Source organism: Pseudomonas sp. TMW22091, assembly GCF_022496705.1.
In the GTDB taxonomy this organism is placed as follows: Bacteria; Pseudomonadota; Gammaproteobacteria; order Pseudomonadales; family Pseudomonadaceae; genus Aquipseudomonas; species Aquipseudomonas saxonica.
In genome coordinates this window covers 168,531-194,488 of record NZ_SCFI01000004.1, presented here as the reverse complement: position 1 = coordinate 194,488, position 25,958 = coordinate 168,531, and the positions used below count along the sequence as shown (strand labels likewise).

General features: G+C 50.6%; 14 protein-coding genes. 8 read left to right on the top strand and 6 right to left on the bottom strand.

Features of this window, described 5'->3' with window-relative positions:
* Window positions 1-220 precede the first annotated feature (220 nt).
* Window positions 221-5,164, bottom strand: coding sequence for an RHS repeat domain-containing protein (locus tag EQV93_RS09840; RefSeq protein WP_240891468.1), 4,944 nt, complete (start codon window positions 5,162-5,164; stop codon window positions 221-223).
* Window positions 5,165-5,190: 26 nt separating this feature from the next.
* Window positions 5,191-5,721, bottom strand: coding sequence for a hypothetical protein (locus EQV93_RS09835; RefSeq protein WP_240891467.1), 531 nt, complete (start codon window positions 5,719-5,721; stop codon window positions 5,191-5,193).
* A gap of 192 nt (window positions 5,722-5,913) precedes the next feature.
* Here EQV93_RS09835 and EQV93_RS09830 point away from each other — a divergent pair, with 192 nt between their 5' ends.
* The 4 genes from EQV93_RS09830 (at window position 5,914) to EQV93_RS09815 (ending at window position 17,308) form a co-directional block, all read left to right on the top strand.
* Window positions 5,914-7,701 (top strand): hypothetical protein, encoded by a 1,788-nt coding sequence (locus tag EQV93_RS09830; RefSeq protein ID WP_240891466.1) that lies wholly within the window; start codon window positions 5,914-5,916, stop codon window positions 7,699-7,701.
* Between the two features lie 46 nt (window positions 7,702-7,747).
* Window positions 7,748-10,126, top strand: a complete 2,379-nt coding sequence (locus EQV93_RS09825; protein ID WP_240891465.1) for a hypothetical protein — start codon at window positions 7,748-7,750, stop codon at window positions 10,124-10,126.
* Window positions 10,127-10,219: 93 nt separating this feature from the next.
* Window positions 10,220-13,627, top strand: a complete 3,408-nt coding sequence (locus EQV93_RS09820; protein WP_240891464.1) for a hypothetical protein — start codon at window positions 10,220-10,222, stop codon at window positions 13,625-13,627.
* Between the two features lie 75 nt (window positions 13,628-13,702).
* A complete protein-coding gene (locus tag EQV93_RS09815) occupies window positions 13,703-17,308 on the top strand; it encodes a sugar-binding protein (RefSeq protein ID WP_240891463.1) in 3,606 nt (1,201 codons plus the stop codon).
* A gap of 105 nt (window positions 17,309-17,413) precedes the next feature.
* Here the strand turns inward: EQV93_RS09815 and EQV93_RS09810 are convergent, their stop codons facing one another.
* The 3 genes from EQV93_RS09810 to EQV93_RS09800 form a co-directional block, all read right to left on the bottom strand.
* Window positions 17,414-18,049: a response regulator transcription factor gene (locus EQV93_RS09810; RefSeq protein ID WP_146425822.1), complete on the bottom strand. Its 636-nt coding sequence runs from the start codon at window positions 18,047-18,049 to the stop codon at window positions 17,414-17,416.
* A 214-nt stretch (window positions 18,050-18,263) separates the two neighbouring features.
* Window positions 18,264-19,052, bottom strand: a complete 789-nt coding sequence (locus tag EQV93_RS09805; RefSeq protein WP_122784519.1) for an MlaA family lipoprotein — start codon at window positions 19,050-19,052, stop codon at window positions 18,264-18,266.
* Window positions 19,045-20,343 carry a serine/threonine protein kinase gene (locus EQV93_RS09800; RefSeq protein ID WP_122784520.1) on the bottom strand — a complete coding sequence of 433 codons (1,299 nt, stop codon included), beginning with the start codon at window positions 20,341-20,343 and terminating at the stop codon, window positions 19,045-19,047. Before EQV93_RS09800 ends, EQV93_RS09805 begins: the two co-directional genes overlap by 8 nt.
* Before the next feature lie 230 nt (window positions 20,344-20,573).
* Here EQV93_RS09800 and EQV93_RS09795 point away from each other — a divergent pair, with 230 nt between their 5' ends.
* A complete protein-coding gene (locus EQV93_RS09795) occupies window positions 20,574-20,939 on the top strand; it encodes a hypothetical protein (RefSeq protein WP_122784521.1) in 366 nt (121 codons plus the stop codon).
* A gap of 121 nt (window positions 20,940-21,060) precedes the next feature.
* Here EQV93_RS09795 and EQV93_RS09790 read toward each other — a convergent pair whose 3' ends face one another.
* On the bottom strand, window positions 21,061-22,608 hold the full coding sequence (locus EQV93_RS09790) for a glycoside hydrolase family 17 protein (RefSeq protein WP_240891462.1): 1,548 nt from the start codon (window positions 22,606-22,608) through the stop codon (window positions 21,061-21,063).
* Between the two features lie 279 nt (window positions 22,609-22,887).
* Between EQV93_RS09790 and EQV93_RS09785 the strand changes: the two genes are divergently transcribed.
* The 3 genes from EQV93_RS09785 to EQV93_RS09775 all read left to right on the top strand — a co-directional run bounded on the left by EQV93_RS09785 (window position 22,888) and on the right by EQV93_RS09775 (window position 25,933).
* Complete coding sequence (locus EQV93_RS09785; protein ID WP_240891566.1) at window positions 22,888-23,742, top strand: glycine betaine ABC transporter substrate-binding protein; 855 nt, start codon at window positions 22,888-22,890, stop codon at window positions 23,740-23,742.
* 224 nt (window positions 23,743-23,966) lie between these two features.
* On the top strand, window positions 23,967-24,278 hold the full coding sequence (locus EQV93_RS09780) for a DUF485 domain-containing protein (RefSeq protein ID WP_122784524.1): 312 nt from the start codon (window positions 23,967-23,969) through the stop codon (window positions 24,276-24,278).
* A complete protein-coding gene (locus tag EQV93_RS09775; protein WP_122784525.1) occupies window positions 24,275-25,933 on the top strand; it encodes a cation acetate symporter in 1,659 nt (552 codons plus the stop codon). Before EQV93_RS09780 ends, EQV93_RS09775 begins: the two co-directional genes overlap by 4 nt.
* Window positions 25,934-25,958 lie beyond the last annotated feature (25 nt).

Below are 25,958 nucleotides of genomic sequence, written 5' to 3'. Positions count from 1 at the left end.
ATATTAAGTCCCTTAATAGTATATTTCCGCAATTATCGAACCGGATGTTGCCAAATTTGTTAGCACCATGCGGGACGATTAGAGCCGCCAAATTCTAGGAGGGGAGCGATTAGCTGGATATGAGAGAACTCTCATTTTTTGTGAGATGTGAATGACGTCATGGGCGCAAATGCCCCAGCTTTATTAAGCTGGAGCATTAGGTGATTCGTTCAATAGCTGGTTATAGTAAATTAAGTTTTGCGCCTATTTGTTTTCTGAGTTCTGCAACCGTCGATTTTGGAGGTCGATCAATACTTTTCGTATTTACTTTGCTGTCACTGCCTCCGGTGGCTTTTGCCCAAGTCCCATCAGGGTTAACTGCCCCTCCTGTGTGTCTTTTGGGCTGTTTCGGTGATGCTGGAGGACTACTATCATAATCGGTTGGCGGTATAACAGGTTCGGAGCTGCTTTTTACCTGTCGGCTCGGACTATTGAGCTCCGCCACTGGTTTATAAACCATGGGCGATTCACCGACAGAGCTTTGACCACTGGCCGAACGGACACTGCTGTTTCGAGAAAGCCCGGCGGGTGTTTCGATGCCTGCACCACTGGCATTGCGTGAAGCATTACGAGCCGCATAAGCTCCATCCACTTTACCCAGACTCTCCTGGACCATGTTGTGCCAGCTCACTCTTGCCGCCGCTGTTTTTTTTGCAGCGCGGATGGCTCCCCAAAGGCCCCATGCACCAAACGCTACATCCAGACCGCCAGAGATGAGAGCACTGGTCTCGTTTTTTTCACGGTCCTTGAGTCGAGTCGCATGGGTTGCCATGACACCTTCATACATACCATAGGCGCCGCCACCAATGCCTATTGCCGTGAAAGCTGCGGTAGTTGCAATCGCGGCTACTCCTATAGGGGGAGCAATGACAACGGCGGCGACTGTAAGAGCGATACCGACCGCAGCCATTGCGGCCCCAAACACCCCCATCCAGTTCACCCCCCGATTGGCATGCCCCGTAGGGTCGACAAAATTGATGGGGTCGCCAGCGCAATACGTATACGGGTTAATTCCGCCCGCGCTGAATGGGCTGAGTGAGTCCGGGCTATGAAAGCGCATCAATGTCGGATTATAGGCCCGGTATCCCTGGCCCAGCAGGTACCAGCCACTTTGTTGGTCGCGTACCTCTCCGTTGAAGCCTAGCGTGCACTTAAGCTCATCATCCAGGTTGCGTGCACCATAAGCATCATAGGTAGCTTTGCGCAGTTCACGTTGACCACACTCAGCTAGTACGCTGTTTTTGCCGTCGGTCATCAGCAGAAGGGTTTGAGCAGGGTCGTCCTGCTGCTGTTGACTCAAGGGCTGGTTATCGAAATACAGATAATGAGCCTGACTATCTCCTTGTTCTGTCCGACACAGCATATCGTCTTGATAAAAGCGCAGAGTTTCGTGTTCTGTGCCGTGCTTGACACCCAGCAAAGAGCTATGAGCGTCGTAGCGGTACTGACTGACGTCCTGACCGTCGGTGCCTGTCACTCTTACCAGTCGGCTCTGACTGTCGTAATGCAGGATTTGGCCGGTTTCATCCTGAACAAGATTGCCATTCTCGTCATATTCGAGTTCGATTTCGCCCTCGAGTACATAGTCGGGGTGGCTGTGAGTGATCCTGATCAATTGGCAAGGATCACTCTGGGCAAACGAGCTCACAGCTTCGTCCATAGTGCCGTCAGCAAAGGTGGTGTACACCGCAGTGATATTGTCCAGTGCATCGAACGTGAACAGTTGATTGTGAATGGCATTGCCATAGCGGTCTTTTGGCTGACGTTCACCCTCGCAAATGTACTCCATCATCCGCCCGTGCTGGTCGTAGCCGAAGGTTTCCAATAGTTCAGTTTGCTCACCAACTTGCAGGTGTCGATTTTTCAGCCTGTTATCGTCCCTGTAGGACTGGGTAATGGTTTGCGCGGGGTGATCACCGCCCAGGGATATATGACGCACGGTTTCACGGCCCTGGTCATCAAAAGTCAATCGTGTTTCAACGATCTGTTGGCTGCTTTGATCCTGCACGCTAATCAGGTTCATTTGGCCCAGTTCGTCATAGTCGAACGTGGCGAGAATTTGCCCTTGGGTAACGCTCTTTATACGTGCCAAGTGGTCGTAAGCGTAGACGCAAGTCATACCATTGGTATCGATGCGAGATAACGGACGCCCGCTCAGGGTTTGGGTGAAGGTGGTCGCGGATTCTTTACCCGAGACGTGGTCCTTCCAGGCTTCAGTGATTAATTGACCAGTGAAGTTGTACTCAAACGTGTGTTCACTTTGAAGGTTCTGCGACCCTGTCAGTTGAGCAGTGTGAGGGTCATAGTTGAAAATTGAGGCGTCATCGGGTGCAGTGCTGGTCACTGGCGTTTGCGCAAGGCCAGGTATGTAGGTGTAGGAAATAGTTTTTTGGCCAGCGGTGATCATCCTGCTTGCCTGAGACTGGCCACCGTCATAAAAGAACTGTTGACGGCGTGGCCCGACCTGCAACGTGGTCCGTCGGTCGAGACCGTCAAAGGTCTGGTTGCCGACACAGGATGTTGTCCCGCCATAAACCACGCTCATGCGCACTGGCAATTGCGCTGCTGTGTGTGCTGCATATTCGCGATGTATTTCAGTGTAATCCGGCAGTATTGTGGTCTGAACGCGGGAAAAAGAATCGTACTTGAAACGAGTAGGCACGCCCATTTCGTTGAACTGCTCTACGCAGTTACCCAAGCCGTCGTACAAGTACCGCCGCTCGCTGACTAGCCGCCCGTTGGCGTCCAGAGCTTCAATTTTGTCTTCTTTGCCGAACAGGTTGAGTGTTGTTCGACGCTTACCACTGACTTTCACCGGCATACCGATGTTTTGTATCCACGTGGTAGAGGTCTGACGGGCGGGATCGTTTTCAGTAATGCGCACCACGCCATCAGCGCCGGTGACTTTATATTGTTCGCCCCAGGCGTCGTATTCGAATGTGTTGGTCAAGGCGATGTTTTTGTCGCCTTCCCAATCCACAGTGGTTTCATGGGTCAATTGGCCCAAATGGTTATACGTTGCGCTGTAGGTCGTTCGAAAAAGACTCGGGTCCCCGCCCAAAGCGTCCTTGTCCTGGCGCTCCACTTTTAATGGCCGATTCAAACCGTCGAGCCATGTGCGGGTCGTAACACCCTTGATGTCTGTCGTGTAGTTGATTGCTTGTTGAACGGCGGAACCATTAGCCAATACATATTGATATCGACGATTGGCCACATAGGGCGTGCCAGGCGCAACGACCTCTTCAGTCACACGGCCAAGACGGTCATGGTGATAGATGATTTCAGAGCCGTCTGCATCCTGGCTCCTGAGTTTGATGCCGTTGAGTAACGAGTGTTCCTCAGTGATGACCTGGCGTACCTGCTTGTCTGGAGCGTCGTCATGACCGATCAGGGTGCTGACGGTTCGCCTGGCCATTACATTGGCGTGACGGCTGTGCGCGAAGTCATAGTCATAGGTTGTAGTGGTCGAGCTATCTATTTGATCGTTTACGGTCAGTGTCATCTTTCGGATGAGTCCATACAGTAGCGGATCATCCAGGTCGTTTTGATACTCATGAGTAATGGTGCGTAACACCGCAGAGGCATCACCCTTGCTCACTTGAGTGAGCGTTTCCTCGCTCATCGCAAGCCAGGGCTGGCTGCCATTTAAACCTTCATGTGCGGTATAGCTATAACGGTGTTGCAGTGTCGGTGCATCGCCATAAGCGGAGGGTGCCGGGGTCACCGTTTTACTTTTCAGATTACGCACAAACTGTTGCGGATCGGCAGGGCAGCCCTCTTCGCCGTTCTTGTCATACCACGTGTAAGTTTCTGTCACTCCATCGGCATTGGTCTGAATCAACACGTTGCCGAAATTGTCATAAGTGGTACTTACCACTTCGGTATGACGGGGGTGTGTGTAACTTGCCTTGCGCCAGATTTGAGTGATCGTTTTAGGTAATTGGCAATAGTTCGGCTGGTCTTTAAAGTCCATCCAAGGGTAAATGTGGTACTCGATGTCAGTCACAAACAGGGTGTCGTTGTCGTCGAGTAATGCGTTTTGTTTGACTTCTTCGGTCCGCATGAGATGAAAGCGGTTGTACACCCGCCGAGTGCTACGTATGGCCCGGTTGCTGGAAGCATCCCATAGGTGCTCTTGGGTTTCATATTCATAGTTGGAGCTCACCTTATAAAGGTTGTCCAGACCATCGTCAGACCACGCAATGTTGCTGCCATAGCCTAGAAAGTTATGATCGTTAGCATTGTTAGAGTCATTCGAGCCATAGGTATAACGGGTTTCGATCCTAGGCTGACCAAATCCGGGATCGCGTATATGGGTGCCTACGCGGGGCAATTGGCGATCGGTAATACCGGGAAAGTAATGGGGGGTGCCCGAGTAGGTGACCGTTTCATGGCCTGCCGTTGGCGTGTCGACCTGCTTAAGGCAGGTTAGATCGTTCAAAGTGATGTAGGTGAAACGCCAAGAGGCACTGTCCTCGGTGGGTAAGACAATACGTTTGGTTTCCCCCCCACTTATATTCAACACGAACACGGTTTCTAATGCAGTATCAGGGAACAGCTTGACCTTCATTTCGTTTGGGGTACGAAGCAGACTGATTAAGGATGAGCCGTCTTCGTTGTTGATGCTACTGAGCAATGGCTGAGTACCAAAGGCTTCGTAGTTGAGCGAAACACTGTGGCCCTGGGGTGAAAACATTTGCACAGGCATGGCCAATTGGCCCTGGCCGACCTCAAGGATTTCTACCAAGCCTGATTTATGCTCAACTCTGTAACGATTTTTGTCCAGAATATGGAAGTGAAAAGAGTCGATTTTTTTCTCTGGGATAACGATTTCTGCACCTTGAACATTAACTTTAAATGTTTCGCCGGTGTGCAGGGCCAATATACCGTTGGCAGGGTTGAACTGCGTGAGCTGCAAGTTCCAACCTCGGCCAAAACCGCTGTCGGCGTTGTTCAAGGGGTTGAAGTTGAGGTGCAAGGGAACAGTGGGGCCTGCTAATTGATTGGCTTTGAGTTCGGGCAATCGAAGGGCGCACGTGTATTGGCCCGTTCGGGGGTCAACTTGGCTGTTTATAAAGTTTAGAAAATTAAAGGCGTTAGACGTGACGGCAGCAGAAATGGTCATAATGTAAGCCTGGCTTGGGATAATGATCAGTTAACCGGTTGAGACCGCTCAATATAAACGCAGCTGAGTTGCTCATTCAGGCTCTTGTTGTTGAAGTCAGCGCCCACAAAAGTGGATTCGATGCGTACATTTTTTTTGGGGATCAGCCATCCTTCTCTGAGGTTTCTCAAGCCGTCAACCGTAGTAACGTTATTTGGGGTTCCCCAGTCAGTAGGCTCCTTTACTGTTTTAAATTTTATAAAAAAATTATCTTTTGATAGGCCGTCGGAACAGCTTTCAGCGGAGTGAAAATTTATCAAGGTGGCTGACGGCACGTCCTCTAACCAAAATGCGGTAACCATATTGTTTTCACAATATTCATTGCTGGCCCCGAAGTTGAAAATTTGATTGAACTCTGGCACTGCCAAGGTGCATTTTTCTTCATATTTATCATTCAAAAAATGAATGATACCTCTGTTTTGCTTCGTGGTCTCAAGCGGGGTTGCGCTGCTGAGGCTGGTGAGTGCCATTAGCATAAGTACGAACATCGAGTTGAACGGTTTTTTAAAGTGCAACATGGTTAACCTCATGTGTGAGTCCTGCGGAAGATAATTGACAAGATTGCAGACTGTAGCAGGCGAGGGTGTTGTGGGAACCTGGCACTTCTGTGAGTACTCGGCACTTATAAATGGGCGTACAAATACTGATCTATTCACGTTGTCGGTTAGAGACACTACGTGCACACATACACAATAAGTGAGGAAAGAGTCATGGCAGTCGAAGACGCTCTTCAAGGGCCAGTCATTCCACTTTTGATTAATAATACCGTTGACCCGCAAGCCTTGAACGGTGGGCCGTTGTTAACGTATGCGAAATATGACAACCCGCAACTGGGGGATGAGCTGTATCAAAGTTGGCTCGGGGTGACGGAAAACGGCGACCCTGTCGATTATCCGGGGATTCCTATTCCTATTGATCCCGACCATGAGTATGAATTGGGATTTGTAATGCCGGTTTCCAATCACGTTTTGATGAGCTTGGACAAGGGGCAGGTTTTCTACTCTTATTATCTCCAGCGTGTTACCGACGATCCTGATGAGCCGAAGGTGGAATCCAAGAGGATTCATTTTGGTATCGGTAAGGCTGGCCGGTTGTCGGCTCCCCAAGTAAAAGAGTCACATGATAACCAACTCCACATGGACAATATACCCGGTGACTCAATGACTATCGCTGTTGCACCTTATGCCGCCATGTCCAACGGAGATAAGGTTCAGCTCGTTTGGAAAGGGGTAAAAAAGGATGGAACTGACGGCCCATCGGTACCTATTAGTGCATATATTCTAAGCGATTCAGACACTGAACCCGGTAACAATCCTGGGCAAGTGTTGAGTTGGACTTTATACAAATCAAACTTGGCGGCGTTGAATGGAGGCGTCTTCAGGCTGCATTACGAGATCACCTATGCATCACCTGATGAAGCGCGTCAGACCGTGTCTGCTGAGCGCAGCATTGTGGTGAAGAGTCCCTTACTTGAAGCACTGCCAGCCCCAAGTGTCAGGGATCTAGTGGGCACCGAGATCAATCCAAGCCTGTTTCCCGACGGGATACGGGTAGTGATACCCCCCTACCCGGGTATACGCGTCGGTGATGATGTGTTGGTGTATGGCACAGGCTCGAGCACCGACCGTTCAAAAAATACAATCGTTCACCTTAAAGTCGATGCTTCCAACATTGAAAGCGGCAAGCTTGAGGTGCCCCTTGCTGCGTCCTGGTTGTCTTCCAACAGAGGGAAGGCCATTGACGTGCGCTATCAATATGCCCGTGCAGACAGTGCGGGGACGGGGACCCCATTAGAGTTGACCGTGCGTGAACCCATGGTGTTGCCTACACCCACCGTCGATAAAAGTGTCGTCAATTCTAACAGGGACGAGTTGGATCCGATGCTCGCCTACAGCGGTGCCTATATTGTGATTCCTGCAGACGCCACCATTGGTGAGGGAGATTCAGTCACGGCATACTTCAAAGGTTTTGATGCCAGTGGTTCTTGCGAAATTAACGACCCCAGTCAGTCTAATCCCACGAAGTTCAAAGTGCCTGCAACTGTATTGCCGTCTAACTTCGGTAAAACCGTCGAAGTCACCTACAGCGTGGCTGGGCAAATGGCAGATCATTCATTGTTTCTCTTTATTCGTGAGCTGAATATTACTTCGAGAATTACCTGCGAAGGGGTTCAGATCGGCTCACCGGCAACGCTTCGACTGTCGGATATTCCAGCAGACGGCGCACAACTGGGCATTGGGCTTTGGCCTTTTATTTCGACACAACAAAAAGTGCGTCTTTGGTTGACCGCCAACGGTATGGATGATCGAGACATTATTACTCTTCGTGAGGTGTTGCCAGATGAGTGTGTCAATGGGGTTGCCGCTCATTTAACGCGTGCGGATCTAGAGGGGGTGGCCGTTAACGGATATTTTACGTTGCATGCAAGTGTCAGTTTTGATGGTGGGTATTCAACCCATCTCTTAAACAATCCGTTAAAGCTAAAACTGCTGGCCTGACAGGCAGTCATAAACTCCAGAAGAGAAATAATCAATAATGAGTAAAATGACGCTGGTCGAATTAGTCAACGCCATGAAAGGCAAGTCTCTGACCCATGGCTGGGATGCCGTAACGCTGTATGATCAGAGAAAATCCAATGAATTATTGTTTCTGCGATACCTAGAGCGCTTTGATACTGAAGGTGGTTACATTGAACCCCTCTCGATGGTGATGTGCTGGGGGGAAGCAAATAAAAAAGAGCATATTCAACATTTAAAACTCGGTGCGCCAAGGCTTTCCTTTGAGATTTCCAACCCCCAGCAGGATCCTCGCGCCCGACTGACTATGAATATGATTGCAGGGATGATTGTCAGTACGGATAAATTTTTGGGAGGGCCGCCCTATATTAACAGGATACTCCGGGTGTTACCGGTTGGCGGCCCTAGTCTATGGATGGATCAACCCCTGACCAAAGGCAATGTTAATGGTGTAGGCGAGGTCATCATTGATATCGATAATGCCGATACTTTTATGGCTGACTTTGTAATGGGTACCCTCGCCCAGGAAGACGTGGGTAGACGTTTTAAAGAGTACTTCAGTACTTTGCCTTCCGAGCAAAAAAAGTTTTCCTTGGGGGCGATTGACGGTTATGAAAGTGGCGTATTAACGCCCATTAATTTTGAAATAAAGGTGGTTAAATCCAGCTATCTTTCTGTCTTGGGTGATGAAGATTATGGTGATGGCGCCGTCATGCTGTTTATTACGTTGAAAGACGGCGCAGACGGTACATCATTTCCAAATCAAAGCTCTATTTATCTGCTGCCTTCGGATCAATGCGGTTACACCTTTACAGGTGCTATGTTGCTGTCCAGCCGTGTATTGTTCGATGTCATTATGCGCGGCCCTGCAATGGCTGATATTGGTCATGGCATCGAGTTTTTGGATTACACACCAGAGAATGGCGGGGGTAAGGATATTGCCTGGAGTTTAAAGGCGGGGGCGGGCAGCATAAGAAATAAGTTTGTTCATAAATACAAACGCCGCGGTGATGATTTTGATGCTACGTTTGAAGCGAACTTGCACGTTACCTTTGAAGTCGATGCGGGTGGTCCGGCATTGACGATAAGGGGGCGTGGCGAACGAATCGAATTTGTGCTGGATAAGACTTATGCGATTCCTTTCAGTCGTGTTGTTTACTGGCAGCCTCCGTGGAAACCAGAGTGGGATTTTGGCACTCTTGAACTCACCTGTCAGTACACGGTCAACTTTGATGTGGTGTTGGACAACGATACCGGTCGCGTCAGTTTTACCCGCGATGAGAGCTCTTCCAGTTTTGCGATGTCTGTGACAGGCATTGAGGCTCTGGAAGACTTGAGGTGGGAGAGTTTACAAATTATCACTCGTATGAAGGATGAGTTTAGACCGGTACTAGAGGGCATTCTTAAAACGCTCACCACACCTGTCCTCGAAACTTTCGTACTGCGAAATCTTCTTTTTCCAGGCGATAATGCCTTGCACTTGACCGAGGCATTCGTGCCCGGTGATCTTGCTGTATTCGGGCAAATAGATCCCCTGCGCACAACCGCCGTATTGACGCCATTGAATTCGAACATCGAGGCCGGCAGTGCATTGCAATTCCGATTGACTCCCACGCCAGACAACGTCACCTGGAAAGTACGTGATATGGATGGCGTCAGTGAGCAGGTAGGCACTATCAGCGCCAGCGGTGTATACCGTGCGCCTTCTCAGGCTGAACTGATTGACGGATTACTGACTGTTATTGTTACTGCAGAAGGGGACATCAAAGGGCAGCCTGTAAAAAGCTCGGCTTTAGTGTCGGTGTCTAATGAGATGATCTCGGTAAACCCTCTGTTTATCAGTTGCGATCCCGGGGGCACGACTGAGTTCTCTGCGCAGTCATTAAATGACGACACTTTGGAGTGGACGCATTTGACCCCGGAGTGGGGCTCAACGCTGACTGAAGTTGCAGGTAAACCTAATAGCCGTATGTACACTGCAGGTGATCTATCTACGCCTGTTACGCCCTTTTTTATGGACAGGTTTGAAGTTAAAACAACGCGCAATGGCAAGACAGCTAATGCTGTTATTCATGTACTAATAGTCGGGCAGAGGGTCGGAACGCCGATGTGGCTATCTGAGGACAGCGACCCTTCAAGTGGGACCGTTCAATTTGAACTCAGGGGTAAAAATGGCCCAATTGAATCGAGTAATGTGATCTGGAAAATGCTCGGAGGCGTAGGTTCATTCGACGATAAAACAGGTATTTATACCGAGCCTGCCGTCATTGTACCGGGCAGTTTTGTTGTGGTGTCCGGTACTGTGCTTGGCACCCAAAATAATGTGCATACCTATGCCGCCGTTCCTTTGCCTTTGACTAAGTACACGGAAATACTGACTGCTGCCCAAGAGTATGTGTGTCCCTAGCAACGCCCTAATTCATTGTCGTCAATTAAAAGGCGGGCCTGCTACGGCAGTGCTCGGCACTTTATTTATCATTTTATTGAAGGTCTATACCCCATGAGTTATTCATTGGCAGAATTAACCCAGAAAATGTCAGGCACGTCCGTTACTCTCGGTTGGGATGCTGTTGTCTTTATGAACCGAGCCAAGGTCAACAGCTTGCTGGAACAGCAATACATTACTCGTTTCAATCGCGACAGCTTTATGAAAAGTATTACAGGCGTCGCCAATATGACGAAGGAAGGCGATGAAATACTGGAAATTAGCGGTTTGATACTGAGTCAGCCTCGTTTAAGCTTTGAGACAGCGTCGTTGCGTAACTCTAGAGTGACTGCCACCCTGGATATTGTCTCGGGTACTGTTACTTATGTGCGTAAAGGTTCCAATTCAGCACCCGGCAGTGTTGTGTATAGCTACGTGGTGACGGCGAATCAAGGCTATACCTTGACGATGGATATTGATTTGACTGCCAGTAAAGGCACGGTCAATGAGCAAGGTAAAGTCATAGTCGATATTGGCGAGAGTTATAACTGCCGCTGTGATCTGGTGAGGGAAGAATCGTCACAAGAACTGCTGGGTAAATTTTTCAAAGACTTGTATATGGAGCAAAAGCCGGAAGATCGCGTCTACGAATTGGGAGCCCTTGATCTTCGGGATGTGGATCTGCTGGCACCTCGCTCATTTATCATTCGCACCATGGCGGCCGAACCAGGTGCGCTGCGTAACTCTGACGGTTACGGTGATGGAGCCGTGGTGTTGTTGGTCAGAACCAAAGGGAATCCCAAAGAGGGGGAAACCCCTATGGAAGGCTCGTTCGATTATCTCATTCCTAATGATGTGGATCCCACGACTAAAAAAGCCAAGTATTCGGGCGCCGTAGTATTGGCCAGTCGGGCAGTATTTGACTGGTATTTTCAGTACCCTATCCAGAATATGTTGGGTCATGGAACAATTTTTGAGCGCTTGCATGAGGGGGACACAGTAGCCGGGTCTCTGAAGGCTGTGAGTGGAGCTCTACCGTTACCCGGTTATTATCACCGATGGCACAATAGTCCTGGACTTAAAGAAGAAGTGGCGAGCGTTGGTGAACATAAGCTCCCGTTCTATAATCCGGAGAGTGATAAAGCGTTAAGAATCACTTCGACCTCAGACGGCGCACTCTCACTTGTCTGGCACTTAGGCACCATCAAGCAACCTTTCAGTGTGCGTACTTGGGACTTCATTGGTGGGGCGAAAGATTATGATTCTGATGGCGAAGTGTCAGGGGATGTGAGTGTGTTATTCGACCCTGTCGTTGATCCCGCCGATAATACCGTGTTGTTTAAGGTCAGAGAGCTAGCGGCAAATTTTTCACTCAATTATCAGCCTGTTATTGAGAGTTATACCAATATTGAATTTCACGATGCATTTTACGATAATTGCATCCCTGTAGTTCAAGATCAGTTGAATAAGTATTCGAATTTTTTTCAGGATGCCTCAAGCTTCTATAATTTTGGCATCCCTGAAATAAATGCACTGGCCATTAGCAACCTGCTTTTCCCTGAAAAAAATGCTTTGCAGTTGACGGATGCCCGACTGCCGGGGGATCTGCTCATGGTTGGGCAGATCGACCCTAAAGAAACAACGTTTACCCTTTCGCCACTGCTGCCAGTGATCAAGGCGGGTGAGACGATCACTTTCGACATTGTTCAGCTAGCTCGTAAATCCACGCAGGTGAACTGGTCTGTTCGTAGTGTCGACGGCGCCAGAGCTTTGGGAACGATTGATAACGGCACCTATACGGCGCCGGCGGTTCATTTGCTTGAGGGCAGCGCATCGCGCAATGTGATTACTGCGACTTACATCGATGAGATGACAGGCAAAGAGGTGACTGCTTCGGCTCTGGTCACTGTGGTGATGGTCGGTGTAGTTGTCACCCCCGCAATATCGTTGATTGATATGAGTGAACCCGAAACCGTGGCACTCAAGGCCTCAACGTTGGGTTCGGGTTCTTTGAAATGGACGCTGCGTGATGATATTGGCAGTTTGGTGGTCGAGGGCTCAGAGGCTATTTATACCCCGCCGACAATGGATATGCCTGACAATACATTGCAGGCAGTTTTGATCGATGTTGAGGATACAATTACCGGTGATAAAGCTCTTGCAACGGTATTGTTCCGGCAAGGGTTTTATTCACTTGATATTTCACCTGCCATTCACCCAGGGTTGAGGTCTTCTAACTCTGCACTGTTGAAAGTTTCGGGCGATACTGAACCTGCCACCTATAAGTGGGAGGTTGTAGTCGGAGAGGGAGAAGTCGACCCTGCTACCGGCGTATTTACAGCCCCATCGGTTATCTCTCTTCCCTACAGTGTTGTCAAAATAACGCTCGAGGAGGAATTTTTCGATAATTACGGATACAGCGTTATTCATCTGTCTGACCATGCCAGACAATCACAATGGTTTGAAATGGATGTGTTCTTATTCGAAGTGACAGAGATGCCACCTACGGTATATGCCAACGGTTTGCAGCAGGCCAGAGTGGTGGTGAGGGCGCGACCGACAGATGTGGATGGCAAAGAGGTTATGTTGTCGGACGCTGAATTCGCCAGCATCTGTCTGGTAAGTGCTGATGAACACAACCCTCTTCCGCAGGTTGGCGCAGGCGGAGTGCCAAAGGATGGTAAGTGGCACTATACCGAAGTCGCTGATGTGCTGTATGACCCTTACCCTCGCCCGGGCTTGGCTTCACCTGTTGCGGTGAACAATCATTCGGCCAAGGCGGTGCAGGTTAAAGAGTTTTATGTTCAGTGTCATAAAATTGAAGACCTGCGCATAGCGGCCATGTTGATCAGTGACAGTTACAAACCTTTTTATTCTAATTCATCACCCGATGACGGTGAGGTGAATAAAAAAGTTATTAACCTTGTAGCAAAAGAACCGCCTCAGGGAGGAACGGTAGGAGGGGTCATTTTGACCTTTGGTAATCCTGGTGAGTGGCCGGACCGTATGGAAGGCGGTCAGGATGACGACGATCTAAGCTCGCTGGATTATTATTATTTAAAACTTAAAATTCATGATGTACAGAAGAAAATCAAACGTGTTGAGTTTCATGGCAACACGAGCATGGTCAAGTGGGAGAGTAATACGACACTGGAAGATGTTCATAGTATTACGGGCTATTCTTTTGGTGGCCAAAAAAATGAACAGGGTGAAACGATCTTGCATTATGATGAGATTCTTTTGCGCCGAATTGATGGGCAGGTTCAGCCTCCGCGACTCACCCTCGTTAATGGCCTTAACGTACCTGATGGTCAAGTCTTGTTCAGCGTGCAACGACGCGAATACTGGCAATACGATCGCTATATGAAAGCTGATTTTGATCGGCCGCTCGATATCAACGTTTATGACAATTACGGCAATAAACATCCCGTACAGATTGGTTTCGAAGGCACTAATCGAAACAGACTTAAAATTGTCGGTTAGGGTATCGCTGCTTTAGCTGATGCGCACCCTTTGCAGGGTGCGCTTTCAAATTCGTCTTTTTGATAGAGGCCCGAGATGTCAACTTCTACGTCGGTTCATAGTAATGCATTCAACTTCATGAGTTTTATTGAGGGGCAGGTTGATCCGCGAACAGGGCAATATACCTGTTCAATCAAACTTCCTGAATTGTTGGGTAATAAGTTATGTGGTCCTGTGGTTCCCTTGCACCTGAATTTCAATCCTCTGAACAGTGGTGACAGTGGATTTGGGAAGGGTTGGAACTTGCAACTTTCGCAATTCAACCCGGCCAACGGTGTTTTGGCACTGTACACCGGTGAGGTCTTTAAAGTTAATGTACAAGGTTCAGAAATCAATATTCCGGAGAAGAAGCTCGACTCGTTTCATTTTCATGCCCTGAGCAATCAGCGTTATCGCATTGAGCATAAATCCGGATTGGTAGAGATCCTGGAGGTCGGACAAGGCCGGCTTGCCATGCCAGTGCAACTGCTCTCACCGCAGGGCCATAGCGTAACGCTTCACTACGGAGCTTTTGGCACCGACCCGCTGCTCAGCAGCATCAACAATGCCGATGGTTCACAATTACTCCGGCTTGTACGTTCCAACAATGAGATGAAACTCATACTGCATCCCGGCACAGACCGCGAAGCGGTGTTTGTACTCAATATCAGCGGTGGTCAAACACAGAGTATTGTCTTACCCACTCATGACAGTGCTTCCTGGCGATTCATCTATGTTGTTGTGAACGGTCTGACCTGCCTCAAGCACGTTTACACCCCCACAGCAGGTCATGAAACTGTCACTTATTCGGGTGAGCCCCATTATTTTCCGGGCACTACCGATCGCACATTGCCACGTGTAGCCTCGCATACTCGAGATCCTGGTTTTGGCCAGCCTGCGATCGAAACCCGTTATACCTATGGCTCGAATGACTCTAACAAAGCTAACGATCATAACTTTCTAGGCTATGGCAGCAACATTGCGTGGTCTGACGATGGTCTGGACAACCTTTATAAGGTGAGCTCCAACTATGAATATGAAACCCAGGAGCACCTTTGGGATGTATCCAGTAATCGGGCTTTACGCACAACACGGCGGGTATTCAACCGTTTTCATTTGATTGTGCGCGAAGAAGTGACGCATAAGGCGTTAGATCAGGTCGACGACACCCTGTTAGTGACCGAGACTGAGTACTACATTAATCCATCAGTGGAATTCAAAGACCAGCCTAACTACTTTCAATTACCTAAAACAGTGACTCAGACGTGGCGCAAGGTAAGCTCAACACAACCCCGTCACAGCGAAGTGGTGAGCACTACTTATGATAATTTCGGCAACGTGTTGATTCAGACCAATGCCAATGGAGTGACAGAAACTTACACGTGGTATGACAAGAACGGCGAAGAGGGCTGCCCAGCCGATCCGCAACAGTTTGTGCGTAACCTGAAAAGCAAAACGGTGACTCCCGTGACCTCCGTATTCGGAAAAGCACCGATCCTGCAAACCCGCTATCGCTACAGCCAATACGAAGGGTTGGCCGGTAATAATCCCTGGCTGGCGATCAGCGATGAGACGTTATGCAAGGATGAGCTCATTCTGCAAAATAGCACCGTCAGCTACATTGAAATTCCCGACAACCCGTTCTTGCACGGGCGCAAATTGCGCGACACCTTGACCCTCAACGGTAATACCACCACTACAGACTACGAGTACGGCGAAACTAAAAATGCCCGTGCTGGCGAGCTCGTATTACAAACAATTACCACCTTGATGGGTTATGACGACGTACCTGACGATCCAGGCCAGTGGGTACGTAAAACCGTAACGCTTGAGCATTCATTGCTCAGTGGTGAGCCTTTGCTCACTCGCGATGACAATGACGTTGAAATTGCATACGAGTACGACTTGCTGGGGCGTGTGACCAAAGAGACCGTGGCGCCGGGTACTGACGCTGTTGCCAGTCGCACTTACAGTTACAGGCTGTGCAGCACCACTGGCCAGCAGGCCAGTCAAAGCGCAGTAAATGTTAAAGGTGTTGAGACAATTACCTGGCTGGACGGGCACCACCGGGTACTGAGTGAAACTCGACAGGATGCCGATGCTTTATGTGGTAACCCTCATGCAGTGCGTGAGATCTATCGTGCGAGCTATAACCAACTAGAGCAGAAGATCAGTGAAACAGTTATTGATTGGGAGCGAGAAAAAGACGTTCGTCTGACCAGTCTGTTCAAATACGACGTGTGGGGTGAGCAGCGCAGCATGATTCGTCCCGACGGTGTGGAGGAGCATGAGATCACTGATCCGATTAACCGCACAACCACCACATGGGTCGAGGGTCTGGGTAAAACCATCACCCTCAATAATCTGTTCGACAAACCCGTCAGCGTGAGGCGCATAGGCTTGGGGGGCGGACAGTTAAGCGAACATATTTATCGTTATGATGGGCTTGGTCGTACCGCTGAGGAGGTTGATGCTGTCGGGAGCTGGACGCGTTATGAGTACGACGCTTTCGACCGAATGACCAAAACTATATTGCCGGACAGTAGCGAAGTCGTACGCGAGTACGTCGCGCACAACAGGGAAAACCTTCCGGTAAAAATCAGTGTCAATGGCCGAGTCTTGGGAGAGCAAGCATTCGATGGTCTTGATCGGATGACTGTCTCAATCACGGGTGGACGAAAAAGTATCTACACCTTCACTGCAGGACAGCGACAGCCCCAACGCGTCACGCGTCCAAGCGGTAATCAAATCGAGTATGTTTACAGGCCTGAACTGGGTGATGAGCCTGCGCAAAGAATTGCAGCAGAAAGCACGGCCAATTATGAGTACGACTTACAAAACGCCCGCCTTTTACGCACTGTAGAGTTGGGCACGACGCTGGAACGCAGCTATTTCAGTTCTGGAGAGTTGAAAAGTGAGCATATTAACCATGGGGGCAAAGAGGCGTATGTCATGGGCTATGAATACAGCCTGCAAGCTCGATTGCTCAGCTATACCGATGTACTTGGCCAGACACAGACCTATGAATATGATAGCTATACCCGATTGAAATCCACCCGTATGGGGGGGCTGTGCTCAAACTTTCGTTACGATGCTCTAGGGCAACTGATAAGCCTCGAAACCATTGATGAAACTGCCGGTTACCTCCAGCGGTTGTGTATAGATCTTGAATACGATGAGTTCGGTCGAGAGTGCAAGCGGACCTTTGATTTGGGTGCAGGGTTGGTTCAAACACTCGAACAAACTTACGACGAAGTGGACAGATTGACCCGCAGAACGTTAAAAGCCGGGAGCGAGCTATTACGTGATGAACTTTATTACTACGATTCACGCTCACGCTTGTACGACTACAAGTGCAGTGGCAGTCAAGCCCCTGTTGATCCCTACGGAAAGATCATAAGTCGTCAGATATTCATATTTGATGCTACTGACAACATCACTTTCGTAGAAACGGCCTTCGAGGGCGGGAGCAATGCGAGTTTCTATGAGTACACTAACCCTTCTGATCCTTGCCAACTAACGGCCCTGACCAATGACTTCCAGCCGGACTATCCTGCCCGGTTAGAGTTTAGTTATGACGCTGACGGCAACATGGTGCACGATGAAGCAGGTCGTACGCTGGTTTACGACAGTTTGGGGCGTTTGAGCAGTGTCAGTGTATAAGTAATCGCCGCTTAACGTACCGCTAGGGAAGGGGGCACGTTAAGCCTTACCTGTCATTGCGCTGTATATAAAATGCAATGAGCGTCTGCACCGTTCAAGGGATTACTAAGTCAATCCATTCATGCGGATATATTCCATCAGATCACTGTTGCATCGAATGCCAAGTTTTTGCATGGCCATGCACTTTTGCCGGCTGATGGTTTTTTCACTTCGATTCAAGTGTTCGGCTATTTCTCGCCCCGATCGATTCTGGCCGAATAATCTGAGCACTTCCAGCTCGCGCCCTGTCAGAGGTTTATGTAGCGTATCACCACGTCGCGGGCTGGCCAGCACGCTTGAAAACGTATCGCTGATATACGTGTTGCCTTTACAGACGCGTGTGACTGCTTTGATGAGCCCTTCCAGGGGTTGGTGTTTATCAAACAGGCCATGTACCCCGGTTTTTAATATTTCATGAAGCATCAGTGGATTACTGAGCATTGTCATGACAATTATTTTCAGGGAGGTGAAGTGGCTTCTGATATGTTTTATCAACACCATGCCATCAGGGAAATGTCCATTTGGCATTGAAAAATCTGTAATGAGAATATCGCAGTGTTGTTGCTTGAGACGTTGCATCAGCTCATCAGTGCTAACGGCCTCAGCCGAAATGGAGGACGCATAGCGCGAGTTACCCAGTGCCATGCGAATACCCATCACAACGACAGGATGGTCATCAGCCACAAATATGCGTGGGCTCATGAAGTCATGCAGCTTGAGAGTTTGGGGGGGAAATACGTAGAGATTCGCATGCTAATCCAGTAGCGGTGGGTCAGCCCGTATTTTAGTAAGTTTGGAGTCCTCAAAGCTGTAGGCAGTATCTGTTCAAAGCTGGGTATTATTGCTTGCGAAAGGGTTATTTCGTACACCAAGTGCAGTACATAGGGTTGAGGGCTGCACGCAGCCCTGAATAGTCCTACTCAGCGATCTGCAGTTTTCTCGCTTCGGTGTAGATGTAGCGCAACTTGTCATATTCAAACGGTGAATCGAATTGCCCGTAGCGATAACTGGTGTTGTAGCGTTTGTCGACTGCTCCCAGCACCCAGATTTCCGGGTGTCTGGTGCTTTCGTGAGGGACGTTGAGGAAGTTGATTTCCTGATTGGCGCCGTAATCGACTACCAGCCCTGTGGTATCGCGCAAGTTTGAAGGGCCCAGGATAGGCAGCATCAAGTAAGCGCCGCCGGGTACGCCATAAAAACCCAACGTTTGTCCGAAATCCTCGCTTTGGCGCGGCAGGCCCATGGCCGTTGCTGGATCCCACAAACCGGCAACACCTAACGTCGTATTCAGCAAGAGCCGGCCTGTAGTTTCCAGCGAGCGGTGCCCTTTGAGTTGTAGCAGGCTATTGAGCAGATTAGGTACATCGCCAAGATTATTGAAAAAGTTGGTGACGCCCGTCCGCAGAAAGCTCGGGGTGACATACCGGTAACCATCGACTACGGGTAGGAACACCCACTGATCGAAGCGGTAGTTGAAGTGGTAAATGCGGCGGTTGATGGGCTCCAGCGGGTCGTACACGCTGAGGGCGCTCATTGTTGCTCGTTCGAATTCACGCTGATCCAGCCCGGGATTGAACTTCAGGAGTTTCAAAGGCTGGGTAAAGCCGTCGATGTCCTCGCTGCGCTGCGTGTCAGTCTTGGTGTTATCCGCTTGGGCATAGCTTGCGCTGAGTAGGGCGGCGAGAAGCAAAAGATGTTTAGCCACGGAAGAACTCCAGCATATCGTCAGCGTTGACACGGTAGTTGAGGTTGCCGCAATGGCCGCCGTAGGGGTAGACCGTCAAGCGATCACCGAAGGTTTTGCGCAGGAACCCAAGATCACCCGGGCCCAGGATGATGTCGTCCGCATTATGCATGACGGCAATTTTCGGGCTGTTTTGCAGGTAGTCCTTGAGTGCATACAGGCTGACTTGGTCAATCAGCTGTAACAGGCTGCCGCCATCAGTTTTGGCCCGCCACATCGGTATGACTTGTTCGGTGAGGTAGCAGTCAAAGTCGCACAGCAGTGAGCGCTTCAGGAACGGTGTGAGGCTGGTCCCTTCAGTGATCGGGTAGTTGGGCGGGGTAATCAGGCCTCGGCGGTTGATCAAGTCAGAGGTGAACACGATATCGGCCGACGAGAAACGAAACATGGTGCCAATCAGCATGGCCATTTGTTCGTTGGTCAGACGTTCCTTGGAGTTCTGTATGTCGTAGACCAGCGCGGCATTGATATCGACATAGCCTTTTTGCTTGAAGTAACGGGTGAGTTTGCCCAATACCAGTTCATAGAACGTCGTGCTGTTATTGATGCCTTTAACTTCGGTCTGCACCAATCGGTCGAGGTTGCTGATCGAGGTGTAAAGATTGACCGGAGGGTTGAGCATCAACACTTTTTTGAAATTGAAGCTTTTCCGGGTCTCATCGAGGTGGCTGACAAAGGCTGCATCCAGTGCGCCCAGGCTATAACCCGCGAGGTAAAAATCAGTTACCGGTACGCTTGCTTGTTGCGCGCGTACGGCCTGCATCACCCGGTACAAATCTTCAGCGTCGTATTGACTGATGCCCGGTGTGGCATAGCGTGAGGCCGCGCTCATAAAGTCATAGCTGGTGGGCGATGACAACTGCACTACGTGATACCCCGCCTGATAGAACAGCTTTTTCAAAAATTCGTTGAGGCTGCTGTCATAGGGAGCGCCCGTGCCGGCGATCAAAAACATCAGCGGCGCGGGGTGATCCTGCTTTGCCATGCGGTAGCTGAGTTTTTTCACTGCCCAGAAGTTAGCAGGCAGTGTGAACTCGCGATCTGGTCGCATCGTCAGGGTGTAATCGGATTGATTGATATCATCTTCGCTGGGCAAATACGGACGCATTTGCGGAGGCGTGGTAGCAATTGTCGCTTCAAAAGGGTTGGTAATGGGGTAGCCATAGGTGGCGGGATCAACATCAACCGCCTGTGCAGACGCACTCACAATAAGGCCGACCAGAAGGGCGGCGAGGGGCAGAGAACGAAGCATGAAGACTATCCCTAGAGAAGGTGCGGAGAAGATTCGCAGGCTATGACCGCAGGGCGACTGCCAAAGTGCCATGCCGGGGCACTAAATAATTACCACACAGTCGCGAGCAGGCAAATGGCTATCGGAAGATACACGTTGAATGACTTTAGTGAACAGATATCTGTTTGCAAGGCTTGCATAGCGATGAAGGGCGATTAAGCTGGGCGCCGTTTTGCTTATCGGAGTTTTCTATGCGTGCTCGTTTGCCATTAATCGTGCTGTTTTTCGCTCTGGCCATATGGCTGGTTGCCAGTTATGGCCTGCGTTATGGCTTGATGGAAGATCCGCAGTGGGTGGGCACATGTGTTGCACAGACGGCGCGTTGGGAATGCCAACTGCGGGCCAACTTGGGTTGGTTGATTCATTTCAGGGTATTGGGCTGGATTGCCTTAATCACTTCAGTGTTGGCGTTTTTTGTGCGCGGGCGAGTCGGTTATGCGCTGGCAGTGTTGGCGCTGCTGTTTGGTTTTCCGGCATTGGCGCTCTATAACGCCAGCTTGGCTGTGTTCGCTGTGGTGATTGCGGCGCTGCGGCTGGTGCGAGCCCCCAGGTCGTAATCATTGCCGACCGTTACAGGCAAGAATGAGTGCGCGAGCGCGCGATACCTGATGGCTTGCAATGATTTGACTGTCGGGCTTGGCCCTGGGCATTGGCAAGCATCAGGTCCGCGCACCTGTTTCAGCGTTTGCGCACGCTACGACTCAACGCCAGAACCATCAGCACGCACACCAGTGCCCAAACCCAGGCTTGCTGGTTGTTAAGCCCCTCGCGGTAAAGTTGCACCGGTATCCCGGCACCGATGATAAATGCCAGCAGGCCAAGCTCACGGCGCGGCCCACGTATTGGCCGCATGAGGTAGACGAGTGCCGGAAGCAGCAGGGCGGCACTTGGAAAACTGCGGTAACGCGGCTCAAAGACCAAGCCCAGCATCATTACGGCTGCGGCGAAACCTGCGCCGGCCAGCCACCAACCTGCGCGGCGCTCCAGTGCGTTAAACCAACGGCCCCGCCAACCTTCTTTCTGGCCAACGGCCAATGCAGCATGGGTCAAAACAATCAGATTCAATCCAATCAGCAACCCGGCCCATAGCCATTCCCCGGCAAAGCGGCTGGTGACGGATGCCAGCTCTGCCCATGCGACGATGCTGCAACCTGCGACTGCTCCCAGGGCGGGCAACAGCAGTGCTGAACGGGCAGTCGTCACGCGTCCGCCGATCAGCAGCGTGCTGAACAACAGTGCAAGACCAAGACCCAGCCAGGCAGGCCAATGCGGCAGGTTGGTCACAGGGCCCGCAAGAATGCCTTTATCCTGGCGGTCAGCATCAAATAAGCCCCAGTAACCTCCTACAGCACCTTCGCTTGTGCGTTTCCAGGGTTGGTCGAAGGCTTCTATCAAGTTGTACTTCCAGCCATTTTGTTCTGCCAGGGTGACAAAACCGCGGATGAATTTGGCTTCGTTTACGCGGCTGGGCAAGGCTGTTTCACGCTGGCGGCCTTCGCTTGGCCAGCCGGTTTCACCAATCAAAATGTCTTTGGGGGCGAACTTGTTACCAAAAACCTGGCGAATCTCTGCAACGTGATTGACCGCACGGTCGATCCCTGCAGGATCATCTTCCCAGTAGGGGAGCAGGTGAATAGTTAGAAAGTCGACTGCGGGGGCAATTTCCGGGTGCTGTAACCAGAACTCCCATACATCGGCATACGTGACTGGCTGCTTGACCTGGCTTTTCACCTGGTTGATCAGTTTGACCAGTTGAGTGGCTGTCACCTCTTTGCGCAGCAGTGTCTCGTTGCCGACGATCAAGGCGCTGATGACATCGGAGTTGGCATTGGCCGACTTGATCAGGGCTGAAATTTCTTTCTGAGTGTCTTCGGTGTTTCCATTGACCCAGGCACCGCTCATGATTTTCAAACCATGCTTGCGCGCCAGCTCCGGCAGGGCTTCAAGCCCCGTCTGTGAATAGGTGCGAATGCACTCAAAGCGTGTGGCGAGCAGGGCAAGATCTGCGTCCATGCGTTCTACGCGAGGCACGAAGGGCTGGTCGAAGGGCGACTGATCCTTGTCGAACGGCGTATAGGACGCGCATTGCAGTTTATGCGTAGGGGTGGCCGCGTCAGGCAATATGACCGGTTGGCCCAAGCCGTACCAGAAACCGGCTATAGCAAGTACGGCCAGTAAAGAGGCGAAGAAATAAGGCAGGGCAGGGAAGCGTTCGGTCGCGGACATTGTCAGGCCATATGTAAGCAAAGGCGCGCATCTTACCTGTAATTAGGCCTCCGAGCGTGGTTGGCAAAATTTGGACATGTAACGAGAAAAGCACGTTTTGGTATTAATCAGGCAATGCGTTCAGTGTCGTTACTGATTGTATCGGGGTCGCCGTCAGAGCAGGCCGCTGGCCTGGAGCGGTTAATGATCAAGGCGCATAGAGGATGGGTGGGGTATGCCCGCCTCAATGTCTTGATGCGGCCCGGCACTCGTCGGGCCACGCACGGTGGGGGATCGACAATGAAGATGCGACGACTATTGCGCACCACAGCTGCCTTGATGCTGGCGATGAGTGCAGGTTTGGCAATCGCCGAAGAAAAGCCGACCTTGAGCATCGGTTATGTGGATGGTTGGTCCGATAGCGTGGCTACAACGCATGTAGCCGCTGAGGTGATCAAGCAGAAACTGGGTTATGACGTAAAACTTATGCCGGTTGCGACCGGGATCATGTGGCAGGGCGTGGCGACGGGCAAGCTTGATGCCATGTTGTCCGCGTGGTTGCCCGTGACACACGGTGAATACTGGGCAAAGAACAAAGACAAAGTGGTCGACTACGGGCCTAACTTCAAGGATGCGAAAATTGGGCTCATCGTCCCTGACTATGTGAAAGCCAAGTCCATTACGGATTTGAAAGATGACACGGGTTACAAGCAGAAGATCGTCGGTATTGACGCTGGCTCCGGGGTGATGCTGAAAACGGATGAAGCGATCAAGGATTATGGCCTGGGCTATAAACTGCAAGCCAGTTCAGGCGCGGCGATGACCTCGGAGTTGGGCCGTGCTTATGCCAAGCAAGAGCCTATTGTTGTTACAGGCTGGGTGCCGCACTGGATGTTTGCGAAATGGAAGTTGCGATTTTTGGACGATCCAAAAGGGGTTTATGGCGCAGCTGAAACTGTTAATAGCATCGGCAGTAAAGACCTGAAGGACAAAGCCCCTGAAGTTGCCGCTTTTTTGAAGAAGTTTTCGTGGAACTCAAAAGATGAAATTGGTGAGGTAATGTTGGCAATTCAAGAGGGCAAAAAGCCTGACGTTGCTGCTAAAGAGTGGGTTGCTCAACACCCGGAGCGAGTTGCTGAATGGGTCGCTAAGTAATCGCGAGGTCTCTAGCTCGCAGCACACAGAACCGTTTGGCGTTTACGCCAAACGGTTTTTGCGTCTAAGGGGGCTTCACAGGGTGCTTGATAGTCGTGAGGGCCAGAGAATACGTGCGCTGTAGCTAAATCAAGAGCTCTACTACTAAAGTCGTCTGGTGTTGATTTTGAAGCCCGCCAATAGTGAAAACGTTCCATCTCATCTGTGCTGCGAGGACAAAAATAATGAACGACAGCATTTACCTCACGATTCAAAACAGCCCCCGATTCAAGGAGCTGGTCAAAAAAAGAGAACGATTTGCCTGGATTCTTTCGGCAATCATGCTCGGCTTATATGTTGCTTTCATCCTGTTAATTGCTTACGGGTCACACATCATGGGGGCCAAGTTAAGCCCTGGTTCGTCAATCACCTGGGGTATCCCGATAGGCGTGGGGTTGATTCTTTCGGCCTTTATTCTGACCGGTATCTATGTGCAGCGGGCCAATGGCGAATTTGATGACCTGAACAATGCAATTCTCAAGGAGGCAGGGCAATGATCAGGCGTCTACTGGCAATTCTGGGCGCTGCTGCCTTTGCTCCTGCTGTCCTGGCGGCTGACGCCCTGACTGGCGAAGTGCAAAAACAACCTTTGAACGTCGCTGCAATCATCATGTTTGTTGTGTTTGTGGGGGCAACGCTTTGTATTACGTATTGGGCCTCCAAACGTAATAAATCAGCAGCGGACTACTATGCGGCCGGAGGCAAGATCACAGGCTTTCAGAATGGGTTGGCGATTGCGGGTGACTATATGTCCGCCGCGTCCTTTCTGGGTATTTCCGCGCTGGTTTACACCTCTGGCTACGATGGCCTGATCTATTCGATCGGTTTTCTGGTGGGCTGGCCCATCATCCTGTTCTTGATCGCAGAGCGTTTGCGTAACCTGGGCAAGTACACTTTTGCCGACGTCGCTTCGTACCGCTTGGGCCAAACTCAGATTCGCTCGCTGTCTGCCTGCGGCTCGCTGGTGGTGGTGGCGTTTTACCTGATCGCGCAGATGGTAGGGGCCGGTAAGCTCATTCAGCTGCTGTTTGGTCTGGATTACCACGTTGCAGTCGTCCTGGTGGGCATCCTGATGTGCTTGTATGTGTTGTTCGGCGGCATGCTGGCAACTACATGGGTGCAGATCATCAAGGCCGTATTGCTGCTGTCCGGTGCGACATTTATGGCTGTGATGGTCATGAAGCACGTCAACTTTGACTTCAATGCGCTGTTTGCCGAGGCGGTCAAGATTCACCCTAAAGGTGAAGCGATCATGAGCCCGGGCGGTTTGGTGAAGGATCCGATTTCGGCCTTCTCGCTGGGTCTGGCGTTGATGTTCGGGACGGCGGGCTTGCCGCATATCCTGATGCGCTTCTTTACCGTGAGTGATGCCAAAGAAGCCCGTAAAAGTGTGTTTTACGCTACCGGCTTTATTGGTTACTTCTATATTTTGACCTTCATTATCGGCTTCGGCGCAATCATTCTGGTGAGCACCAACCCTGCGTTCAAAGACGCGGCAGGCGCTTTGCTGGGTGGCAACAACATGGCGGCCGTGCATTTGGCTGATGCGGTGGGCGGCAGTATCTTCCTGGGCTTTATTTCTGCAGTAGCCTTTGCAACGATTCTGGCGGTAGTTGCCGGTCTGACGCTGGCCGGTGCCTCGGCGGTGTCGCACGACCTGTATGCCAGTGTTATCAAGAAAGGCAAAACCAACGATAAAGATGAGATTCGTGTTTCGAAGATCACCACTATTGCGTTGGGCGTGCTGGCAATTGGTCTGGGCATCCTGTTCGAAAGCCAAAACATTGCGTTCATGGTCGGTCTGGCATTCTCGATTGCGGCGAGCTGTAACTTCCCGGTGTTGCTGCTTTCCATGTACTGGAAGAACTTGACCACCCGCGGAGCCATGATTGGTGGCTGGCTTGGATTGATCAGCGCGGTTGGCTTGATGATTCTGGGCCCAACCATCTGGGTGCAGATCCTGCATCATGAAAAAGCTATCTTCCCTTACGAATACCCGGCGTTGTTCTCCATGATTATCGCGTTCGCGGGTATCTGGTTCTTCTCTATTACAGACAAGTCCAAAGCTGCAGAGAAAGAGCGCGCATTGTTCTTCCCGCAGTTCGTGCGTTCACAAACGGGGCTGGGGGCGAGCGGGGCGGTGGATCATTAAGGCAATGGTCGGTATTAAGCTGCAC